Raw genomic sequence first — 16,013 nt, forward strand, 5'->3', positions numbered from 1 at the left:
TTCGTGTCTATAGGCCGGTGGTAGCGGCTTTCAGTTCGGCTTGTTCGAGGTCACGCAGTGTAATGCCATCACTGGTTTTCCAGTAGACCTTGCCTGATGTGGATGAGCCAGTGAGGAAGTCCGAGGCGGCCGACGGAGACGTAAACAAGGTGTCGCGCATCAGCACGCCGCTGTCACTGATTCGGTCGGCGAATTTTTCTCGGTTCTTGCGCGCTGATTCTGGTGCTGAGTGGGTCATGTCTGCCCGCAGTTGTGCACCTTTCAGGATGACGAATCCGTCGGTGGTCTGCCGCCCGCTACCAGTTGCGCCAGCCGAGTTCAGAAACAGCAACGGTTCCACGCTCGGGAGCGCTGTTTCAGAGGAAGTTTGTGTGGCGGCTTTTGCGTCGTCGACGGCATCAAAAACCCGGTAGCCCAGCGAACCGATGAGGATTTTCGCTGTGGAGATGAACTCATCAAGCGCGGCTTTCTTTTCCTCAGTCACATTGCCCGGGGACGGGTCGTTGCTGTTGACAGCCTTGACCCGGTCAGCTGCCAAGGCTTGCTGGTAAAAGGCGTTTTCCAGATAGGAAATCTCGGTGGGGCCGAAGGAGTTATCTGAATCGATGATCAAAATTGCGTGGGTGAAATAGTCCAGTTTCTCTTCACCCAGATGTTCAGCTACCCGGGCCAGCACGCCGTTACCGTTCTTGCGTTCGCGAGCCTGCCCAACGTAGAGCAGCTCCTCGCCGGTTTCGGTGTCAGTGCCGAACAGCAAGTAGATGCCGGTCTGTGCAAGCTCGGGGCGATCCTTTGATCGGGTGATCTCCGTGCGGGGGATCAGGTAAACCTTGCCCACCCAGTTATCCAACGAGCATTTGATTCGCCCGTTAGGTGAGCCGTCCATCAAGAACAGCTGCACAGTCCTTGGTGCCACCACGAGCCACCTCCTTGTCACCAACACCTACGAATACACCTCAAGACTATTCGCTGCCAGATTCTCGCGGGTCGTTTCTCGAAAAGCGTCCATGGACTAAACACATCCGCACTCGTCGGCAGTGGAGTGAAAGGACGGTGTGTTCAATGACTCCACTGACAATCCGGCGGATCACGAACCTGAGGGCCGCAGGCTGGGGATATAAGTCCATTGCTGCCTTCTGCGGATTGACCCGCGATCAGGTGCGCTCGTGTTGTCTTCGTTACGAGCTCACTCAAGGCTCACCGGAGTGCAAGCGTGTGTGCGCCTGGTGCGGCAGGGCTCTAGAGGGAAGAACCGGGCGGGCCAGATTCTGCACGCCGACGTGCCGGTGGGCTTCCTGGCAACACAAGCAGAACGAACGCGGTCAGCGCCAGGCAACCTGTCTGGGCTGTGGAAACGCGTTCTCTCGGATCAAGCAAAGCCAGAAGTACTGCTCGCACGCCTGCTATGCGCGCACTCGGTTCGGGACTCGCGGAGGGCGCAGGTGATCGCCCACCCGCTTCTGGACAAGCCCGACAAGATGGCTGACACCACGGCATTCGCCCGCGAACTCGGCTTCCTCATCGACCGTGCCCGCCTTCACGCGCTAGGTGAGAACGGCCACATGGACGCCGATGAGAAAGCTCGACTCGAGGCCGCTCTCATCGACCTTTGCCAGCCGGTGTACACCGTGAAGCAGTCGGCCTGATCGACTGGATAAATAACGGTTTTAGAGCGTGTATGGACGTGACCAAGGAGGAACAAAACTCGGGGCACTTCAGGTTGATTCCGAGTTCGGCAGACGGGGCCTTTAGAGAAAGGGCCTCGTTATCTTCGTAGAGAGCCAAGGCATTACGTTTGAACTCTTCGGAGTACCTAGGCATGGCGGTAGATTACCTTTCTTCCCAACCCGACAGGGTTGAATATCAGGTGTCTACCCCACGGGGGTCAGATCCTTCTACGGTCAATCCTGCTTTCACGGCTTCCTCGGTCAGGATGAATTAGGGTAGCCTATCTTTGTCTGTGTGAGCGGCGTTGGTATGATCACGCCCTTCGAGCCCACACCGGTCACCGCGAGAAAGGCACACCTATGCAGCCGATGCCCACCCGTGATGTGGTCGTGACTCCTGACGGTAGACGCTTAGCATCGATCAGCCTCGGCGAGGGGCCGCGTTTGGTCGTGTGTGAGGCTGGCCTGGGGATGAGCGCACACTACTGGATTCCGGTCATGCGCCACCTTGCGCCCCACTGCCGCGTGGTCGCCTATAACCGAGCGGGCATCGGCGACAGCGATCCGGATCCAGCTACGCGGAAACTGCAACGACTCGCTAACGACCTAGCGTGTGTCGTTAAAGCTCAATCTTACGAGTCTGTCGTCCTCGTCGGACATAGCTGGGGCGGTCCCATCGTACGTACTGCACAGGGCATGTCGGCGGGCCGCATCGAGCGCGTCGCAGGACTTGTGCTCGTCGATCCAAGCGATGAACACCTCTTGGATAAGTTCCGCCCGCTGTCCTTGGCCCTGCAGCGCCTGAGTCTAGTGTCGCTTGCTCGGCTGCGGTTGCTTTCTGCGATGTACACCCCCATTCTCCGAGGGCTGCCGCCGGACGTGATGACACGAGTGCTTCAGGACTCTACGACCGTTTCAGCAGCACGTGAGGCCGCTGCCGAATTGCGATCGTTGCGTACTGGTCTCGCGCAGCTAGCAACCGACGATCAGCACTACGGCTCTCCCGTGACCGTGATCAGTGGCGCCCAAGCGATGGTCGGCGAGAGCGAAAAGATGCGTGCGGCAATCCGCGAGGCCCACCACTTATCTGCCGCTCGGACAGCAAGTGCCCAGCTCATCGTGGCACGTGATTCTGGTCACGCCATCCCGATTACGGAGCCGGAGGTGGTCGCTCGCGCGGCTCTCGCTCTCTTTGATCGGGACCACTTCGCAGCAGACCTCAACCGTTGAGCTCATCGCAACCTTGGCACGTCTATTACAGGAAGCACGAGCCGGCGTCCCTCATCGTCACATCGTGGCCACGGTGGACGCCACACTGGTATCCTCCGCTATCGTTCAGCCACCAGATATCCCGGGGCCAATGCCCCGAGGAAACATCTAATCTAACGGGCCTGGCCCACTCAAGGAGAGCTAATGAAGAAGGCAATTTGGCTTGCCGTGCTATACACCGCGGTGATGGGTGCAGGGAAGGCCTACGTCAAAAACGTCAAGGGCGTGGGGTACTCCGACCCTGGGTTCCTGGAACATTTTTCTGGATCCTGCTCGGGTTGGCGACGGCCACCGTACTTTACACCGTAGTGTTCCGTAACGACGCGAAGATTCCTTTCAACCAGAATCGCCGTTGGGCAATGTACGCCGTCGTCATGGTTCCACTCATTGTATCGCTTCCACCGAATGCCCGGCCTCGCTCGCAGGCTCCCAGCATGCGGCCTACATGGCACGCGCCCAGTACTGGTACGACCGCATGAGCGGCACCAAGCCCGCCCCGACACCACCGGCAAAGCCCACACCGCCCGCACCCAAGCCCTCCGTCAACATCGACGCTCTGGCTGATGCGGTGATCCGAGGCGAGTACGGCAACGGGGACGAGCGCAAGCGCCGACTCGGAGCCAACTACACTGCCGTGCAAAAGCGCGTCAACGAAAAGCTCACCGGTGGTAGCCCCGCCAAGCCCTCCGTCAACATCGATGCCCTGGCTGATGCGGTGATCCGTGGAGACTATGGCAACGGTGAGGAACGCAAGCGTCGCCTCGGAGCCAACTACGCGGCCGTGCAAAAACGCGTCAACGACAAGCTCGGCATCAGCTAACCCACGCGAAATCAACCCTTGGCCCCGTCATCACCTTCATCGAGGTGGTGGCGGGGCCTTTTCTGCGTTTGCGCAGCTGGTGTTTACCGCGTGTCTTCGAACGGGTCGATGACGGACTGCACTCCACAGCTCGGGCAGATGAACGCGATACGGATGCCTTCACCTTCGCCCGCAATAAACGGGTCAGGGACACAATCTGAGCCGCATTCTGAACAGGTTCAGTACGACTGGTCGTCGACAAACACCGGGAGTTCACCGTCGTCGTCAGTCATCCTCACCCGCCCTTGCTCTGTCACGGTTCACACGTCGATCGCTCCACATTGTGAATTGAGCAAAGAATAGCCGCCTTATCCGAATAGAGGCGCAAACCCAGCCACGGGTGCGAACGCGGCAGGGAGCATTGTTTCTGCTGTCCGGTTTCGTCTGGTGCAACCGGCGTATAGGCGACCACCTTTCGCCTCGTTGCCAGGAGGGCCTGCTCATGGCTCTGAACCAGACTGATCGCCATCACATCCAGATGATGCGCGCTGCAGGAGTTGCCTACTCTCGTATCGCCGCGCACCTGGATCTCACCGCCAACAGTGTCAAGACCTATTGTCTGCGACACGGCATCACCGTCGATCCTGCCGTTGAGCAGGTCACGGACCCAGTTGGAGTGTGGTGCTTGCACTGCTGCAAGCCAATCGAGCTCCGGCAAGGATCGAAGTTCTGCTCCACTGCCTGTCGACGAGCCTGGTGGGCCACCCACCGAACCGTGGTCACCGAAGAACTGGTCTGCGCGAACTGCCACCGACAGGTCACTGTTACTCGCACGAGCCAGGTGAAACGCAAGTACTGCTGCCACCCGTGCTACATCCAGCACCGCTTCAACACACGTGGCGGTAAACGATGAACATGGCAGCCGAGCTGACGGCTCATCACCAGCTCACGCAGGTCAAGAAGCTTCTCGAACGCGGCATCCTCACCCCACGCGAAGCCATCACCGTCTGCCAGCGCCTCGACGCCCCCGATGCGCCGCTGGCCGCCCTACAAAGAGCCTGTTTCGTTGACTATCTCGAGGGTTTGAGTGATGTATGGATACAACCTGAAACCCTGTCTGACTAGGAGAAATACCTTGAAGAGAATGGAGCAAATCACCCCGCCACCGATCAGCACTTCTCCGCTTGTGAAAGTGGCAGCGTATGCCCGCATCAGCATGGAAACCGAGCGCACACCGCTGAGTTTGTCCACCCAAGTTTCCTACTACCAGCAACTCATTCACGACACTCCTGGCTGGACGTTCGCCGGAGTGTTCGCCGATTCTGGAATCTCTGGAACCACCACGCATCGCCCCCAGTTCCAAGAACTGCTGACCCTCGCCCGGAAAGGGGCAATCGACCTGATCCTCACCAAGTCGATCTCGCGCTTCGCTCGCAACACCGTCGACCTGCTCGAAACCGTTCGCGAACTCAAAGACCTCGGGGTGGAGGTGCGCTTCGAAAAAGAGAACATCTCCTCAACCAGCGCTGACGGAGAACTCATGCTCACCCTGCTGGCCTCTTTCGCGCAGGCAGAATCAGAGCAAATCAGCCAAAACGTGAAGTGGCGCATTTGGAAAGGCTTCGAAGAAGGCAAAGCGAACGGCTTCCACTTGTACGGTTATACCGACTCCGCTGACGGCACCGACGTGCAGATCATCGAAGAAGAAGCAGCCGTGGTGCGTTGGATCTTCGCCCAGTACATGAAGAAGACCTCGTGCGAAAAGATGGCCGCGCAGCTCATCGCTGACGGTAGGGTTCCGCACCTGGCTGATAACAAGATGCCCGGCGAATGGGTCCGTCACATCCTGAAGAACCCGCACTACACCGGCGACCTCCTGTTGGGCCGTTGGTCGACTCCGGAAGGCAGGCCTGGACGAGCAGTACGCAACACCGGCCAGTTGCCGCAATACCTGGTGGAAAACGCGATCCCCGCGATCATCGACCGCGACACCTTCACCGCTGTACAAACCGAGATCGCTCGACGTCGCGAGCTCGGTGCCCGCGCGAATTGGTCCATCGAAACTGTGGCGTTGACGTCGAAGATCAAATGCGTGTCCTGCGATTGCTCGTTTGTGCGCAACGTACGCAATCCGAAAACCCAAAACTCGATCTCCACCGAGCACTGGATCTGCACCGAACGCAAGAAAGGCCGCAAAACCGGATGCGACACCTGCGAGATCTCTGACACGGCACTCAAAGGCTTCATCGCGCGAGTCCTGGGTATCGATACCTTCGACCAAGAGGTGTTCAACGAGCGTATCGACCACATCGAAGTGCAGGGAAAAGACCATTACACGTTTCATTACACCGATGGCACCAGCAGCTCGCACACGTGGCGACCAAACCTGAAGAAGAGCTCGTGGACCCCAGCAAGAAAAGCCGCCTGGGGCGAACTCGTGCGTGCCCGCTGGGCCGAAGCCAAAAGGCTCGGGTTGGACAACCCACGGCAAGCACCAACACCACCAGAAGCATTGGTGAAGTACCGGGCCGTGGCCAAGGCAGAGGCTGAGCGCCTGCGCGCCGAGCGAGGCGAACGCTAAATGGCCCGCACCGTCACAGCAATCCCCGCCACCCGAGCGCTCCACACTGGTGCTCCACTTGGACAGACAACCCTGCGCAGGGTCGCCGGGTATGCCCGCGTGTCCACCGACCACGACGATCAGGTGACGTCCTACGAAGCCCAGGTCGACTACTACACCCGCTACATTAGCGATCACGCGGGCTGGCAGTTCGTGAAGGTCTATACCGATGAAGGCATCACAGGCACCTCAACCAAACACCGCGCTGGGTTCCAGCAGATGGTGATCGACGCGCTCGACGGCAAGATCGACCTGATCATCACCAAGAGTGTGTCCCGGTTCGCCCGCAACACCGTCGACTCGCTCACCACCGTTCGAGCCCTCAAAGACAAAGGCGTGGAGGTCTTCTTCGAGAAAGAAGGCATCTGGACCTTCGACGCAAAAGGCGAGCTCCTCATCACCATCATGAGCTCGCTGGCGCAAGAAGAAGCCCGCTCCATCTCCGAAAACGTCACCTGGGGGCACCGCAAACGCTTCGCCGACGGCAAGGTCACCGTCCCATATTCTCGGTTCCTCGGATACGACAAAGGCGAAGACGGCAGCCTCGTCATCAACCCCGAGCAAGCCAAACTCGTGCGCCGGATCTACAACATGTACTTAGGTGGCATGTCCATCGGAACGATCGCCCGCACCCTCACCGACGAACCAGAGACCTTCACCGCCGCAGGCAACAAGACCTGGTATTACCGATCCATACGAGCGATTCTCACCAACGAGAAATACAAGGGTGACGCTCTCCTGCAGAAGTCGTACGTCGCTGACTACCTGACGAAACGTCAAGTCATCAACCAAGGCGAAGTACCCCAGTACTACGTCACCGCCAGCCATGAGGCGATCATCAGCCCGGCAGTGTGGGACTTCGTCCAAGCCGAAATAGCTAAAGGGGCTAGAGATCAGCGAACCCAGCATCGCACCAGGCCCTTCTCATCGACCTTGGAGTGCAGCCAGTGCGGGCACTTCTTCGGCTCGAAAACCTGGCACGCGGGCAGTAAGTACGAAAAGGTCATCTGGCGGTGCGGCCACAAATACGCAGGCCAGGAAAAATGCGCCACCGGGCACATCAGCGATCAACGACTCAAGTACATGTTCCTCGAGGCTATCCGCCTCCGCTTCGGCTCACCTGCCGATGACACCGTCAACCACGCCGTACTCGACGCGCTCGACACCAGCGACCTCGAAGTCGAAGCAGCCGGACTGATCGCCCAGATCGACCAGGTAGCGAAAAAGCTCGAATCACTAATCACCCACAACGCACGCGTCGCGCAAGACCAACAGGTTTACGAGAAGGCGTTCAACGCTAGCCACGAACAGCACCAGGCGCTGTTAGCTGAGCACGCTGCCGTGGTCGACGAAATCCACAACAAGCACAACCGACTAGCCGCCTACCACTACTACAGGCAAGAGACCGCCAACCTTGAACTTGAACAGTTGGCCTTCAACCCATACCTCTGCGTAGCTTTGCTCGACAAAGGCACCGTTAACATCGACGGTACGGTGACTTTCCACTTCCGCGACGGCAGCACCCAAGTAGTAGCCATCAAGGCGGACATTGGGCAGGCGCCAGGGTGTGATTAGAGTTGCCACTCCTTAATCAAGATCTCCAAAAGCTCTTTCTGACGTCGCTCGATAACACTCGGAGTCCACACCGGTTCTCCAAGTACCTGCGTGGTGAGTGCGAACACCGCCACGCCTTTCCCCGACTTGAAGTACCTCTCCTTCTTAACATCGAAGTCATAATTGCAAGCACTGGAGTTTTTCCGGCGATTGAGCAGCAGTAGGTTCCCAAGACGATGTGTCCATAATTTTGCTTCGCAGAAAATGACGGGCTCGATGGTGCTGGTTTTGGACAGGTCATCGGAATAGACCGTGCCGCGCAGTGCGTGGGCTTTGCCCTCGACCCGGTGTGCGGGTAGGACGTTTTTTCGTGCTGCCAGCCAAGCTGGTTGCCCGTTAGACGCAACTCCACGGCTTTTGGCACGGCGGGATCGGTGAAGTCCCACGATAGGGATGCTGATTCTCCGCCGATCTCAAGATCGGCCCTCACATTGGTTTTAGCGACGAAGCTGGGGTCACATGACGTTTTCGTGACGGTCGCTGCCTGCCCGTCGATTATCACCTCGCTTTGAGTCTTGGCGAATAGAGCATCGAGTGGCTCGAGCTGAGCTTTGCGCTCAGGGCTCGGTGCGTACTGGCCGTTGGCTACCGACTGATACGGGTCGTCGCGATGATGGCTCTCGTCAGACGTGCAGTCGATCTCCGCTTGGATTTCCATAGCCTTGAGTTCGGCCGCACCGTCGCCGCTGATTTCACGCACGGAGGCCTCGATCCGCCAGCGGTCTGCGTCAACACTCACGAGCGGGTCACGTCCAAAGTAGTCGCCTCCCCAGGAGTGCAGGGTGTTGCCGGCTTGCCATATCACATCCTTGACGGCGCCATCGGCAACCTTGACGGTGAGCAACGACTGCGGCTGATCCGGTGTTTCGAATGACATCGTTGATTCCCCGTCGATCGTGGCGCACGCGGCAGATGTCAGGGGCTTATCCGTGCTGTCAACGCTGAGCTTTGCGCTGATGGAAGGAGCTGAGGTGGTCGGGGGGTGATCTCGTGGCAGGCGAGGCCGAACTCTCAGGTGCGGTCTCGTCGCCACAACCGGCGAGCGTAGCTGCAAAAACCAGAGCCATTGCTGCACAGCGTTTCTTGATGCCATCCTTTCAACCCGGCGGTGAGCTGGGTCACGTAGGCTAGGGCGTTGAATCTACCGTAGGGCTTGGCGGGAGCACTAGCGCACGCGCCAAGCGCTGGCGGCCTGCTGCTGGCGCCAGTATGCGGCGAAGCGGCCATCAAGGGCGAGCAGGTCCTCGATGCTGCCGTCCTCGATGACGCGGCCGGCATCGAAGAAGATGACGCGGTCGGCCTGGCGGATGGAGGACAGGCGGTGCGCGACGATGATGCGGGTGCGGGGCGTGGTCTCCGAGCTCAGGGCAGCGGCGACGGCGCGTTCGTTTTCGGTATCGAGCGCGCTGGTGGCCTCATCGACTAGCAGCACGGGGGCGCAGCTGAGCAGGGCGCGGGCGATCGAGACGCGCTGGCGCTGCCCGCCCGATAGCAGCGTGCCACCGTCGCCGACCATTGTGGCCATGCCGTCGGTGAGTTGCGCGGCAACGGCATCCACGCGCGCGAGTGCGGTGGCGCGCTCGATCTGCTCGCCGGTGGCGTGGGGATTACCGATGGAGATGTTGTCCAGCAGTGTGCCGTCAAACAGGTACGGGTCTTGGAAGATGACGGCGATGAGGGCGCGGCGGGCGGCGGGAGTGAGCTCGGCGAGGTCCGTGCCCTGGATACGGATGCTTCCGGAGGTGGGCTGGTGGAGCCCGGCCAGCAGGAACAGCAGGGTGGATTTGCCCGAGCCAGAAGGCCCGACGATCGCGGTTGTGGTGCCCGGCTGGAAGGTGAGGTTCAGGCCGTCAAGCACGGGGCGCTCGCGCGTGGCGTCATAACCGAAGGTGACGTCGGCGACCTCGATCTGGGGAGCGGTTGAGAGGGTTGGTGTCGCGGTTCCGGGGTGCTCGCGCGGTGCGGCAAGCACGGTGTGGATGGTGCGCAGTGCGTTCGTGGTCAGTTGCAAGCCGGCGGTGATATCGGCCACGAGCGCCAGGGGCTCCAAGAAGCGGACGATGACGACGATGAGCGCGATCGCGGCGGCGGGGGAAACCTCGCCGGTGACGGCGCGGCTGACCGCGAGGGCGCCGAGCGCAATGAGGGCGAGCTGGGTCAGCAGAGTGAAAACCAGCTGCTCGGGCGCGCGGTAGGCGAGCAGTCGACTCATCGCATGAGTGCGCGCGGCAAGTGCCTGGCCGACATGGCTGCTCTCGGTATCGACGCGGCGGGCGGAGCGCAACGCCTGCTGGGTGCGGGCGAACTCCAGGAGGCGCTCGGACAGCTGGGCGTGGGCGCGATCCGCGGCGGCGTCGGCGCTGCGCGCCAGGCGCATCGAGAGGACGAGGGCGCCAAGCAGCAGCGGCAGGAACGCCAGCGCTGCAGCGCCGAGCGTCGGAGAAAACCACAGCAGGCCGATGCCGATCGCGGCCGGAAGAATAAGGGCGTTCAGCAGCGGCGTCACCAGGTAGGCGATCAACCCGACGAGTTCGGGACCGGTGGCAGCGACCGCCTGACGCGTGGTGGCCAGGTTATCGCCGGTCAGCCACTGCAATCGGATGGTGGTGATGCGCTCGGCGACGGTGTGCTGAGCGTGATCCAGCAGCACGAAGCCAACAGCGTAGGCGTGGCGGGCCGCGGCGCTATCGCACCCCCAGCCAAGCGCCGTAGCGATCGCGATCATGGCCAGAGGGCGCCAGGCATCACCCGGCTGCGAGCTGAACAGGGCCGAGATGAGCGGAATGAGGGCGAGCGCCGCTGCGGCGCGTAGCGCGATACTTAGCGCCGTGAGCGCCAGGTAGGGGGTGATATGGCGGCGCTGGGCCGGTGGCAGCAGGTTAATGAGCGTGCGGATCATGAGGTGGCCTTCGTCTCGGCGGCTGCCCAGAGTTCGGCGTAGCGACCGCCGCGTGCGAGCAGTTCCTCGTGCCGACCCTGCTCGATGATCTGGCCGCCATCGAGCACAACGATGGTATCGACGCCAGTGATGGTGTGCAGGCGGTGAGCGATGAGCAGCACGGTGCGTCCGGCGGTCAGGCGGCTGACCGCCTGCTGGACGAGGTATTCGGATTCGGGGTCGGAAAATGCCGTCGCCTCGTCCAGCACGAGGATTGGGCAGTCGGCCAGCAGCGCACGGGCGATGGTGATGCGCTGGCGTTCACCGCCGGATAGGGCGATGTCAGCGCCCAGGATCGTGTCATAGCCGTCCGGTAGGGCGAGGATGCGCTCGTGAATGTGAGCGGCGCGGGCAGCCTGCTCCACCTCGTGCCGACTGGCATCCGGGCGGGCGAGCGCGATGTTCTCGTGGGCGCTGGCGCGCACCAGTTGCGGATTCTGGAAGACGAAGCCAACCCGCGAATACAGCTGTGATGCCTCGAGCGTACGAAGATCGTGGCCGCCGATGCGGATTGCGCCGTCGGTCACGTCGTAGAACCGGGCAAGCAGGCTCGCCAGGGTGGATTTACCCGCACCGGACGGGCCCACGAGCGCAGTGATGGTACCGGGCGCCAGGCGCAGCGAGACGCCCGACAGCACGGGGGTAGACGCGTCGTAGCCAAAGCTCACATCATCGAACTCGACGAGACCAGCGGGCCTCGGCGCGCTCGCCGCATGCTCGACCTCAGGCAGCGTGGACAGCTGCTCCTGGTCGAGCATGACCTGGATTCGGCGTGCCGCGAGCATACCGTCGCGCAGCGCCTGCAGACCGTAGCCGACGCCCAGTAGCCGCGCACCGAACGTCGTGCCAAGAAAGAGGAAGGGCAGCAGCGAGATCGGATCCATCATGCCCGCGGTGATGAGCGCGGTGCCCACCACGCAGCTGAGGAACAGGAACGTCGCGGGGCGCGTGACCAGATCGATGAAGGTTTTGCGGCCGCTGAGCGGCTGCTGCCAGGATCGCAGGAAATCGAGGTAGTCTCGCAGGCTCCGGGTGAAGGGCGCGGCGGCTGCACCCCCGAAGACGCGTACGACGGCCTGCCCCTGCAGGTAGGCGTCAGCAGCGCTGGCCATCTGCTGGCGCCACTGCGGCGCCTGCACTACGCGCGGGCCCGACTGCGTCATCATGATGTACATGCCGATCAGGTAGGCGAGCACCGGCAGCAGCAGGGTGAGCGCCACCCGCCAGTCGATCACGAACAGGTAGCCCAAGACGGCCACAGGCGCGACGATGGCGCCGACCGCATCGGGCACCGCATGCGTGATGAGGTAGTGCATCGCCAGCGGATCATCGTGCACCAGCTGCTTGATGTGCGCCGCGCTGCGGGTATCGAAAAACCCGAGGGGCACGCGTCCGAGCGTCATCAGCAGTCGGGTGCGCAGGTCCTGACTGACGCGCGCATCGACGATGTGCAGCCAGGTCATCAGCCCGGTCGTGAGTAGCGCGCCCGCGATAAGGACCAGGCCGGCCCACCAGCCCAGGCGGATGAGCGCGTCGGTGCCGGCGCCGACGAGCAGCAGCCGGGCGAGTTCGACGAGCAGGACGTAGGGGGCCAGCTGCGCGAGTGTGGCCAGCGCTTGCACGATCGCCGCCAGGATGAAGGTTGTGCGCAGCGGGGCGAGCAGGCGCCGACCGGCCTCAGCCCGCCACGTCCCGCTGATAGGCGCAGCCTCGCCGGCCGCAGGTACCTGCGCGGCGGCAGCCTCGGGCAGATCCTTGGGGCGTTTTTTGCCGAATGCCCGCCCATAACACCAGTAGGCGCGGGCTTGGATTTCGGACTTCGGGAAGCCAAAATCGTTCATCAGGCGGCGACGCACATATTTCAAGCTGTCGGACTCACACGCCACCCACGCGCTCCAGTTCGACCAGTCCCGCGCAGCCAGTCCCGCCGCCAGGCTCGCCTCATCGACGCGCGGCACCCAATGCACTCGCGCGCGCGGATGCGTGCGGATTTCCAGCATGTGGTCATCGAGCGTGTGCTCTTCCAGGTACAGTTCGACCGGCAGCTCGGATGGAAGCACCTCGAGGATTGAATTGATGGCGGGCAGCGACGCGGCGTCACCAATGACGAGGTATCCGTCGGGTAGTTCCTCGGGCAGGACGAAACCCGTCGAGCCGAGCGTAGTGACCGCGATGGTATCGCCCGGCTGTGCCTGGCTTGCCCAGCTGGAGGCCGGCCCGGCAGGTTCGTGCAGCACCACGTCGATCGCGAACTCACCGGTATCCGGGTCGGCCTCGACGATGGTGTAGCCGCGCTGATGTTCCTGGTCGCTGCCGTCCGGATCGGGGAACCAGAACCGCAGCCAGGCCGTGGGCGCGAGAACGACCTCGGCAAGCAGACTTGCACTCACCAGGTGGATTCGCACGAAATGCGGGGCGAGGTAGGTCACGGCCGTGACTGTTGCGCTGTGGTCGCGCGCTCCAAATCCGCGCGTCAGCACGCCCTCAAAACCCCGTTTCGCCATGTGCATTCCCTCCTGCGCCGCACCACAAATTGAGGTGAGCCTAACCTAAGTCGAGGGCGGGGTCAAATGCGTCGGCGCGGCGCCTAGGGCTGCAGGCTCGCCACCAGCTCGCGCACCCGAGCCTGAATCTCGTCGCGGATCACGCGCACGGTGGCAAGGTCCTGCCCAGCCGGATCGGCCAGCTGCCAATCCTCATAGCGCGTGCCGGGAAAAACGGACACGCATCGCCGCAGCCCATCGTGATGACGACGTCGGAGGATTGCACGTCCTCAGCCACCAGCACCCTCGGGCGCGCCGCGGCCAGATCGATCCCGACCTCCGCCATCGCCTCTCGTACCACGGGGTTGATCGAATCAGCGGGGGCGGAGCCCGCGGAGCGGACCTCAATGCGTCCGCCGGACAGCGTCTTGGCAAAAGCCGCCGCCATCTGGGAGCGGCCTGCATTGTGAACGCACACAAACATGATCGTGGGTCGGGTCATAGCTCCATTGAACCGCAGGCGTGGGCAATGGCCAAGGCAGGGTTTAGCCTGGAAGGGTGAGCCTATGGCGCGACAAGCAGCAAGCCCGTGCGGCCGAGGTGCCGCCCTGGCTACTCGCCGTCCTTGCCATGCTTTCGGTCCAACTCTCGGAAGCCTTCGCCGTTGGCTTGATCAACGACGTCGGGCCGCGCGGGGCTGCCTGGCTGCGCGTGGCCGCCGGCGCCGTCCTCATCCTGGCAATCGCGCGCCCGCGCCTGCGCGGTATGACCTGGCGTGACGCCGGTCTCGTCACCGCCCTCGGCGTCACCACCGGCTCGCTAACTTTCTTCTTTTTGCCGCAATCCAGCGCATCTAACTCGGCACCGCCGTGGCTCTGGAATTCCTCGGCCCACTCGTCCTTGCCGCGCTCACAAGCACCTCGCGGCGCGCCCTTTCCTATCCCGCCCTCGCCATGATCGGCGTCGTCTTACTGACCCGGCCCTGGATCGGTAACGTCGACGTCGTCGGCATCCTGTTCGCCCTCGGCTCCGGGCTCGGGTGGGCGCTGTATATAGTCTTAACCCAACGCGTCGGTGATCGGTTTTCCGGCATCAGCGCCCTCGCCTACACCATCCCGATCGTCGCCATCGCCTACGCGCCCATCGGGCTACCCGAGGCGCTGCCGTACCTGTCCCTGCCGGTCATCGCCACGGCGCTCGGGCTCGCACTCCTGATGCCGGTCATCCCTCTCGCCTTCGAAATCGTCGCGCTGCGTGCCATGGCCCCGGCCGCCTTCGGCACCCTCATGTGCTGGAGCCCGCGATCAGCGTGCTTATCGGCGCGATCGTCCTCGCCCAAGTACCGCTGCCAATCCAGGTCCTTGGCATCGTGCTCGTCGTCGCCGCCGGAATCGGCTCGGAGCGCTTCGCCGCCCGCGATGTGTCGCCCACGCCCATCACGTGGCCGGAGAGCGACGAAGCCTAGGTCAGCAGGGCCCGCACCTTCGCGTCGGTCGCCTTACCCGAGATGACCGTGCCCTTTTCAAACAGCTCGATCACCCGCGGATTGATATAGGAATCGCGCGCGATCGCCGGCGTATTGTGTAGCCACTCGGCCGTCGTCTTGATCGCCGCCGTCACGGCCCCGGGAGAGGTATCGCCCGCCTTGGCCGCGCGCGACAGGGCCTGCGCCGCGACGGCAGCGAACAGACAATCGCGACCAGTTCCTTGTGGTCCTAGGACTCTCCTCTCGTCACCCGGGCAGTTAGACACGTTGAATAAAGTCATGAGCTTTCCGGCAACCGTTCTGCGCGTTCTCGTCGCCTCCCCATCCGACGTACCCGATGCCCGAGATGCAGTCGAGGGCGCTCTGCACTCATGGAATCGACTCCACGCGACGACTCGGAATGTAGTCTTACTGCCGTGGCGGTGGGAGACCAATTCTGTACCGCTGCTCGGAGGTCACTCTCAGGAGATCATCAACACCCAGGGAGTCGACGGAGCCGACATCGTGGTCGCGCTCTTCGGCAGCCGACTCGGCTCACCAACACCAGATGCAGTGTCGGGAACAGTTGAAGAGATTGAGCGAGCAGTAAACAGCGGGAAACCGGTACACCTGTTTTTCTCAAGAGCCCCACTGCCTCATGACGTCGATACTGCGCAACTCGAGGGTCTCCGAAATTTCAAGAATGAAATCAAGGAGCGGGGACTGCTCGGAGAATTCGATGACATCCGCCAACTGGAGAACCAAGTCTGGGCTGCCGTCGAGCATGACCTAGTCAAAATCGATCTCTCCGTGGTCGGGGTGCGCCATGAGCCGCTCGGCGTCCGCTTCCGCGTCGAGTCAAAGAGCGAGCGACACGAAAAGGAAATTGACAAGCGCGGCAAGATCAAATAGGAAACGAAACACTGGTTTGAGGTTACCAATACTGGTGATCTCGCTGCTGAAGCGGTGACCTTCGAAGGCCAAGCCGCATCGGGCCTTATGAGACTCCTTGTGGATGATCAGCCAATCACGCTGGAACCTGGGGTCATCTGGAAAGTGCCAGTCTCGTATTCGATGGGCACCGCAGGCACAAAGCTAACCGTTCACTGGGTCGAAGATAATGAAAAACAGTCGAAGACTTTCGACGTCCAATGAAGC

16 protein-coding genes and 1 pseudogene are annotated in these 16,013 nt (G+C 61.9%); 10 read left to right on the top strand and 7 right to left on the bottom strand.

Annotation, left to right across the window (positions count from 1 at the left end):
- Positions 1–7: 7 nt before the first annotated feature.
- Entirely contained in the window at positions 8–901 is an 894-nt protein-coding gene (locus CCOY_RS01565) for a GIY-YIG nuclease family protein (RefSeq protein WP_290181247.1), read from the bottom strand.
- Between the two features lie 304 nt (positions 902–1,205).
- Here CCOY_RS01565 and CCOY_RS01570 point away from each other — a divergent pair, with 304 nt between their 5' ends.
- The 4 genes from CCOY_RS01570 (at position 1,206) to CCOY_RS01585 (ending at position 3,756) form a co-directional block, all read left to right on the top strand.
- Entirely contained in the window at positions 1,206–1,646 is a 441-nt protein-coding gene (locus CCOY_RS01570; protein ID WP_100086743.1) for a hypothetical protein, read from the top strand.
- Positions 1,647–2,036: 390 nt separating this feature from the next.
- Positions 2,037–2,897 carry an alpha/beta fold hydrolase gene (locus CCOY_RS01575; RefSeq protein WP_280137910.1) on the top strand — a complete coding sequence of 287 codons (861 nt, stop codon included), beginning with the start codon at positions 2,037–2,039 and terminating at the stop codon, positions 2,895–2,897.
- A gap of 183 nt (positions 2,898–3,080) precedes the next feature.
- Complete coding sequence (locus CCOY_RS01580) at positions 3,081–3,245, top strand: hypothetical protein (RefSeq protein ID WP_167594494.1); 165 nt, start codon at positions 3,081–3,083, stop codon at positions 3,243–3,245.
- A 136-nt stretch (positions 3,246–3,381) separates the two neighbouring features.
- Positions 3,382–3,756: a hypothetical protein gene (locus tag CCOY_RS01585; protein ID WP_244268667.1), complete on the top strand. Its 375-nt coding sequence runs from the start codon at positions 3,382–3,384 to the stop codon at positions 3,754–3,756.
- Positions 3,757–4,048: 292 nt separating this feature from the next.
- Here CCOY_RS01585 and CCOY_RS01590 read toward each other — a convergent pair whose 3' ends face one another.
- Entirely contained in the window at positions 4,049–4,600 is a 552-nt protein-coding gene (locus CCOY_RS01590; RefSeq protein ID WP_143028449.1) for a hypothetical protein, read from the bottom strand.
- A gap of 50 nt (positions 4,601–4,650) precedes the next feature.
- Between CCOY_RS01590 and CCOY_RS01595 the strand changes: the two genes are divergently transcribed.
- From CCOY_RS01595 to CCOY_RS01605, 3 genes are read left to right on the top strand one after another with little or no spacing between them, the layout of a single operon-like run.
- Positions 4,651–4,860, top strand: a complete 210-nt coding sequence (locus CCOY_RS01595) for a dihydroorotase (RefSeq protein ID WP_244268668.1) — start codon at positions 4,651–4,653, stop codon at positions 4,858–4,860.
- A gap of 19 nt (positions 4,861–4,879) precedes the next feature.
- On the top strand, positions 4,880–6,316 hold the full coding sequence (locus tag CCOY_RS01600; RefSeq protein WP_092101388.1) for a recombinase family protein: 1,437 nt from the start codon (positions 4,880–4,882) through the stop codon (positions 6,314–6,316).
- The gene (locus CCOY_RS01605) at positions 6,317–7,930 is read left to right on the top strand and encodes a recombinase family protein (protein WP_049157410.1); all 1,614 of its coding nucleotides are present in this window, start codon (positions 6,317–6,319) and stop codon (positions 7,928–7,930) included.
- Here the strand turns inward: CCOY_RS01605 and CCOY_RS01610 are convergent.
- The 4 genes and pseudogenes from CCOY_RS01610 to CCOY_RS01625 form a co-directional block, all read right to left on the bottom strand.
- A complete protein-coding gene (locus CCOY_RS01610) occupies positions 7,927–8,355 on the bottom strand; it encodes a GmrSD restriction endonuclease domain-containing protein (RefSeq protein ID WP_244268669.1) in 429 nt (142 codons plus the stop codon). The genes CCOY_RS01605 and CCOY_RS01610 overlap by 4 nt on opposite strands.
- A gap of 779 nt (positions 8,356–9,134) precedes the next feature.
- Positions 9,135–10,868, bottom strand: a complete 1,734-nt coding sequence (locus CCOY_RS01615) for an ABC transporter ATP-binding protein (RefSeq protein WP_049157408.1) — start codon at positions 10,866–10,868, stop codon at positions 9,135–9,137.
- Positions 10,865–13,411, bottom strand: a complete 2,547-nt coding sequence (locus tag CCOY_RS01620; RefSeq protein WP_070510587.1) for an ABC transporter ATP-binding protein/permease — start codon at positions 13,409–13,411, stop codon at positions 10,865–10,867. The genes CCOY_RS01615 and CCOY_RS01620 overlap by 4 nt, the downstream gene beginning before the upstream one ends.
- A gap of 83 nt (positions 13,412–13,494) precedes the next feature.
- Positions 13,495–13,892 (bottom strand): annotated as a pseudogene (locus CCOY_RS01625) (arsenate reductase ArsC).
- Positions 13,893–13,948: 56 nt separating this feature from the next.
- On the opposite strand from CCOY_RS01625, the gene CCOY_RS01630 reads away from it, so the two are divergent.
- A complete protein-coding gene (locus CCOY_RS01630; RefSeq protein WP_232751614.1) occupies positions 13,949–14,347 on the top strand; it encodes a DMT family transporter in 399 nt (132 codons plus the stop codon).
- A gap of 331 nt (positions 14,348–14,678) precedes the next feature.
- Entirely contained in the window at positions 14,679–14,855 is a 177-nt protein-coding gene (locus CCOY_RS01635; RefSeq protein WP_244268670.1) for a hypothetical protein, read from the top strand.
- Here the strand turns inward: CCOY_RS01635 and CCOY_RS01640 are convergent.
- Positions 14,852–15,157 carry a hypothetical protein gene (locus CCOY_RS01640; protein WP_070614236.1) on the bottom strand — a complete coding sequence of 102 codons (306 nt, stop codon included), beginning with the start codon at positions 15,155–15,157 and terminating at the stop codon, positions 14,852–14,854. The genes CCOY_RS01635 and CCOY_RS01640 overlap by 4 nt on opposite strands.
- Between CCOY_RS01640 and CCOY_RS01645 the strand changes: the two genes are divergently transcribed.
- Positions 15,156–15,767 (top strand): DUF4062 domain-containing protein, encoded by a 612-nt coding sequence (locus tag CCOY_RS01645; RefSeq protein ID WP_198531366.1) that lies wholly within the window; start codon positions 15,156–15,158, stop codon positions 15,765–15,767. The two genes, CCOY_RS01640 and CCOY_RS01645, sit on opposite strands and share 2 nt — an antisense overlap.
- The last annotated feature ends 246 nt before the right edge of the window (positions 15,768–16,013 follow it).

This window comes from Corynebacterium coyleae, from assembly GCF_030408635.1.
Taxonomy (GTDB): Bacteria; Actinomycetota; Actinomycetes; order Mycobacteriales; family Mycobacteriaceae; genus Corynebacterium; species Corynebacterium coyleae.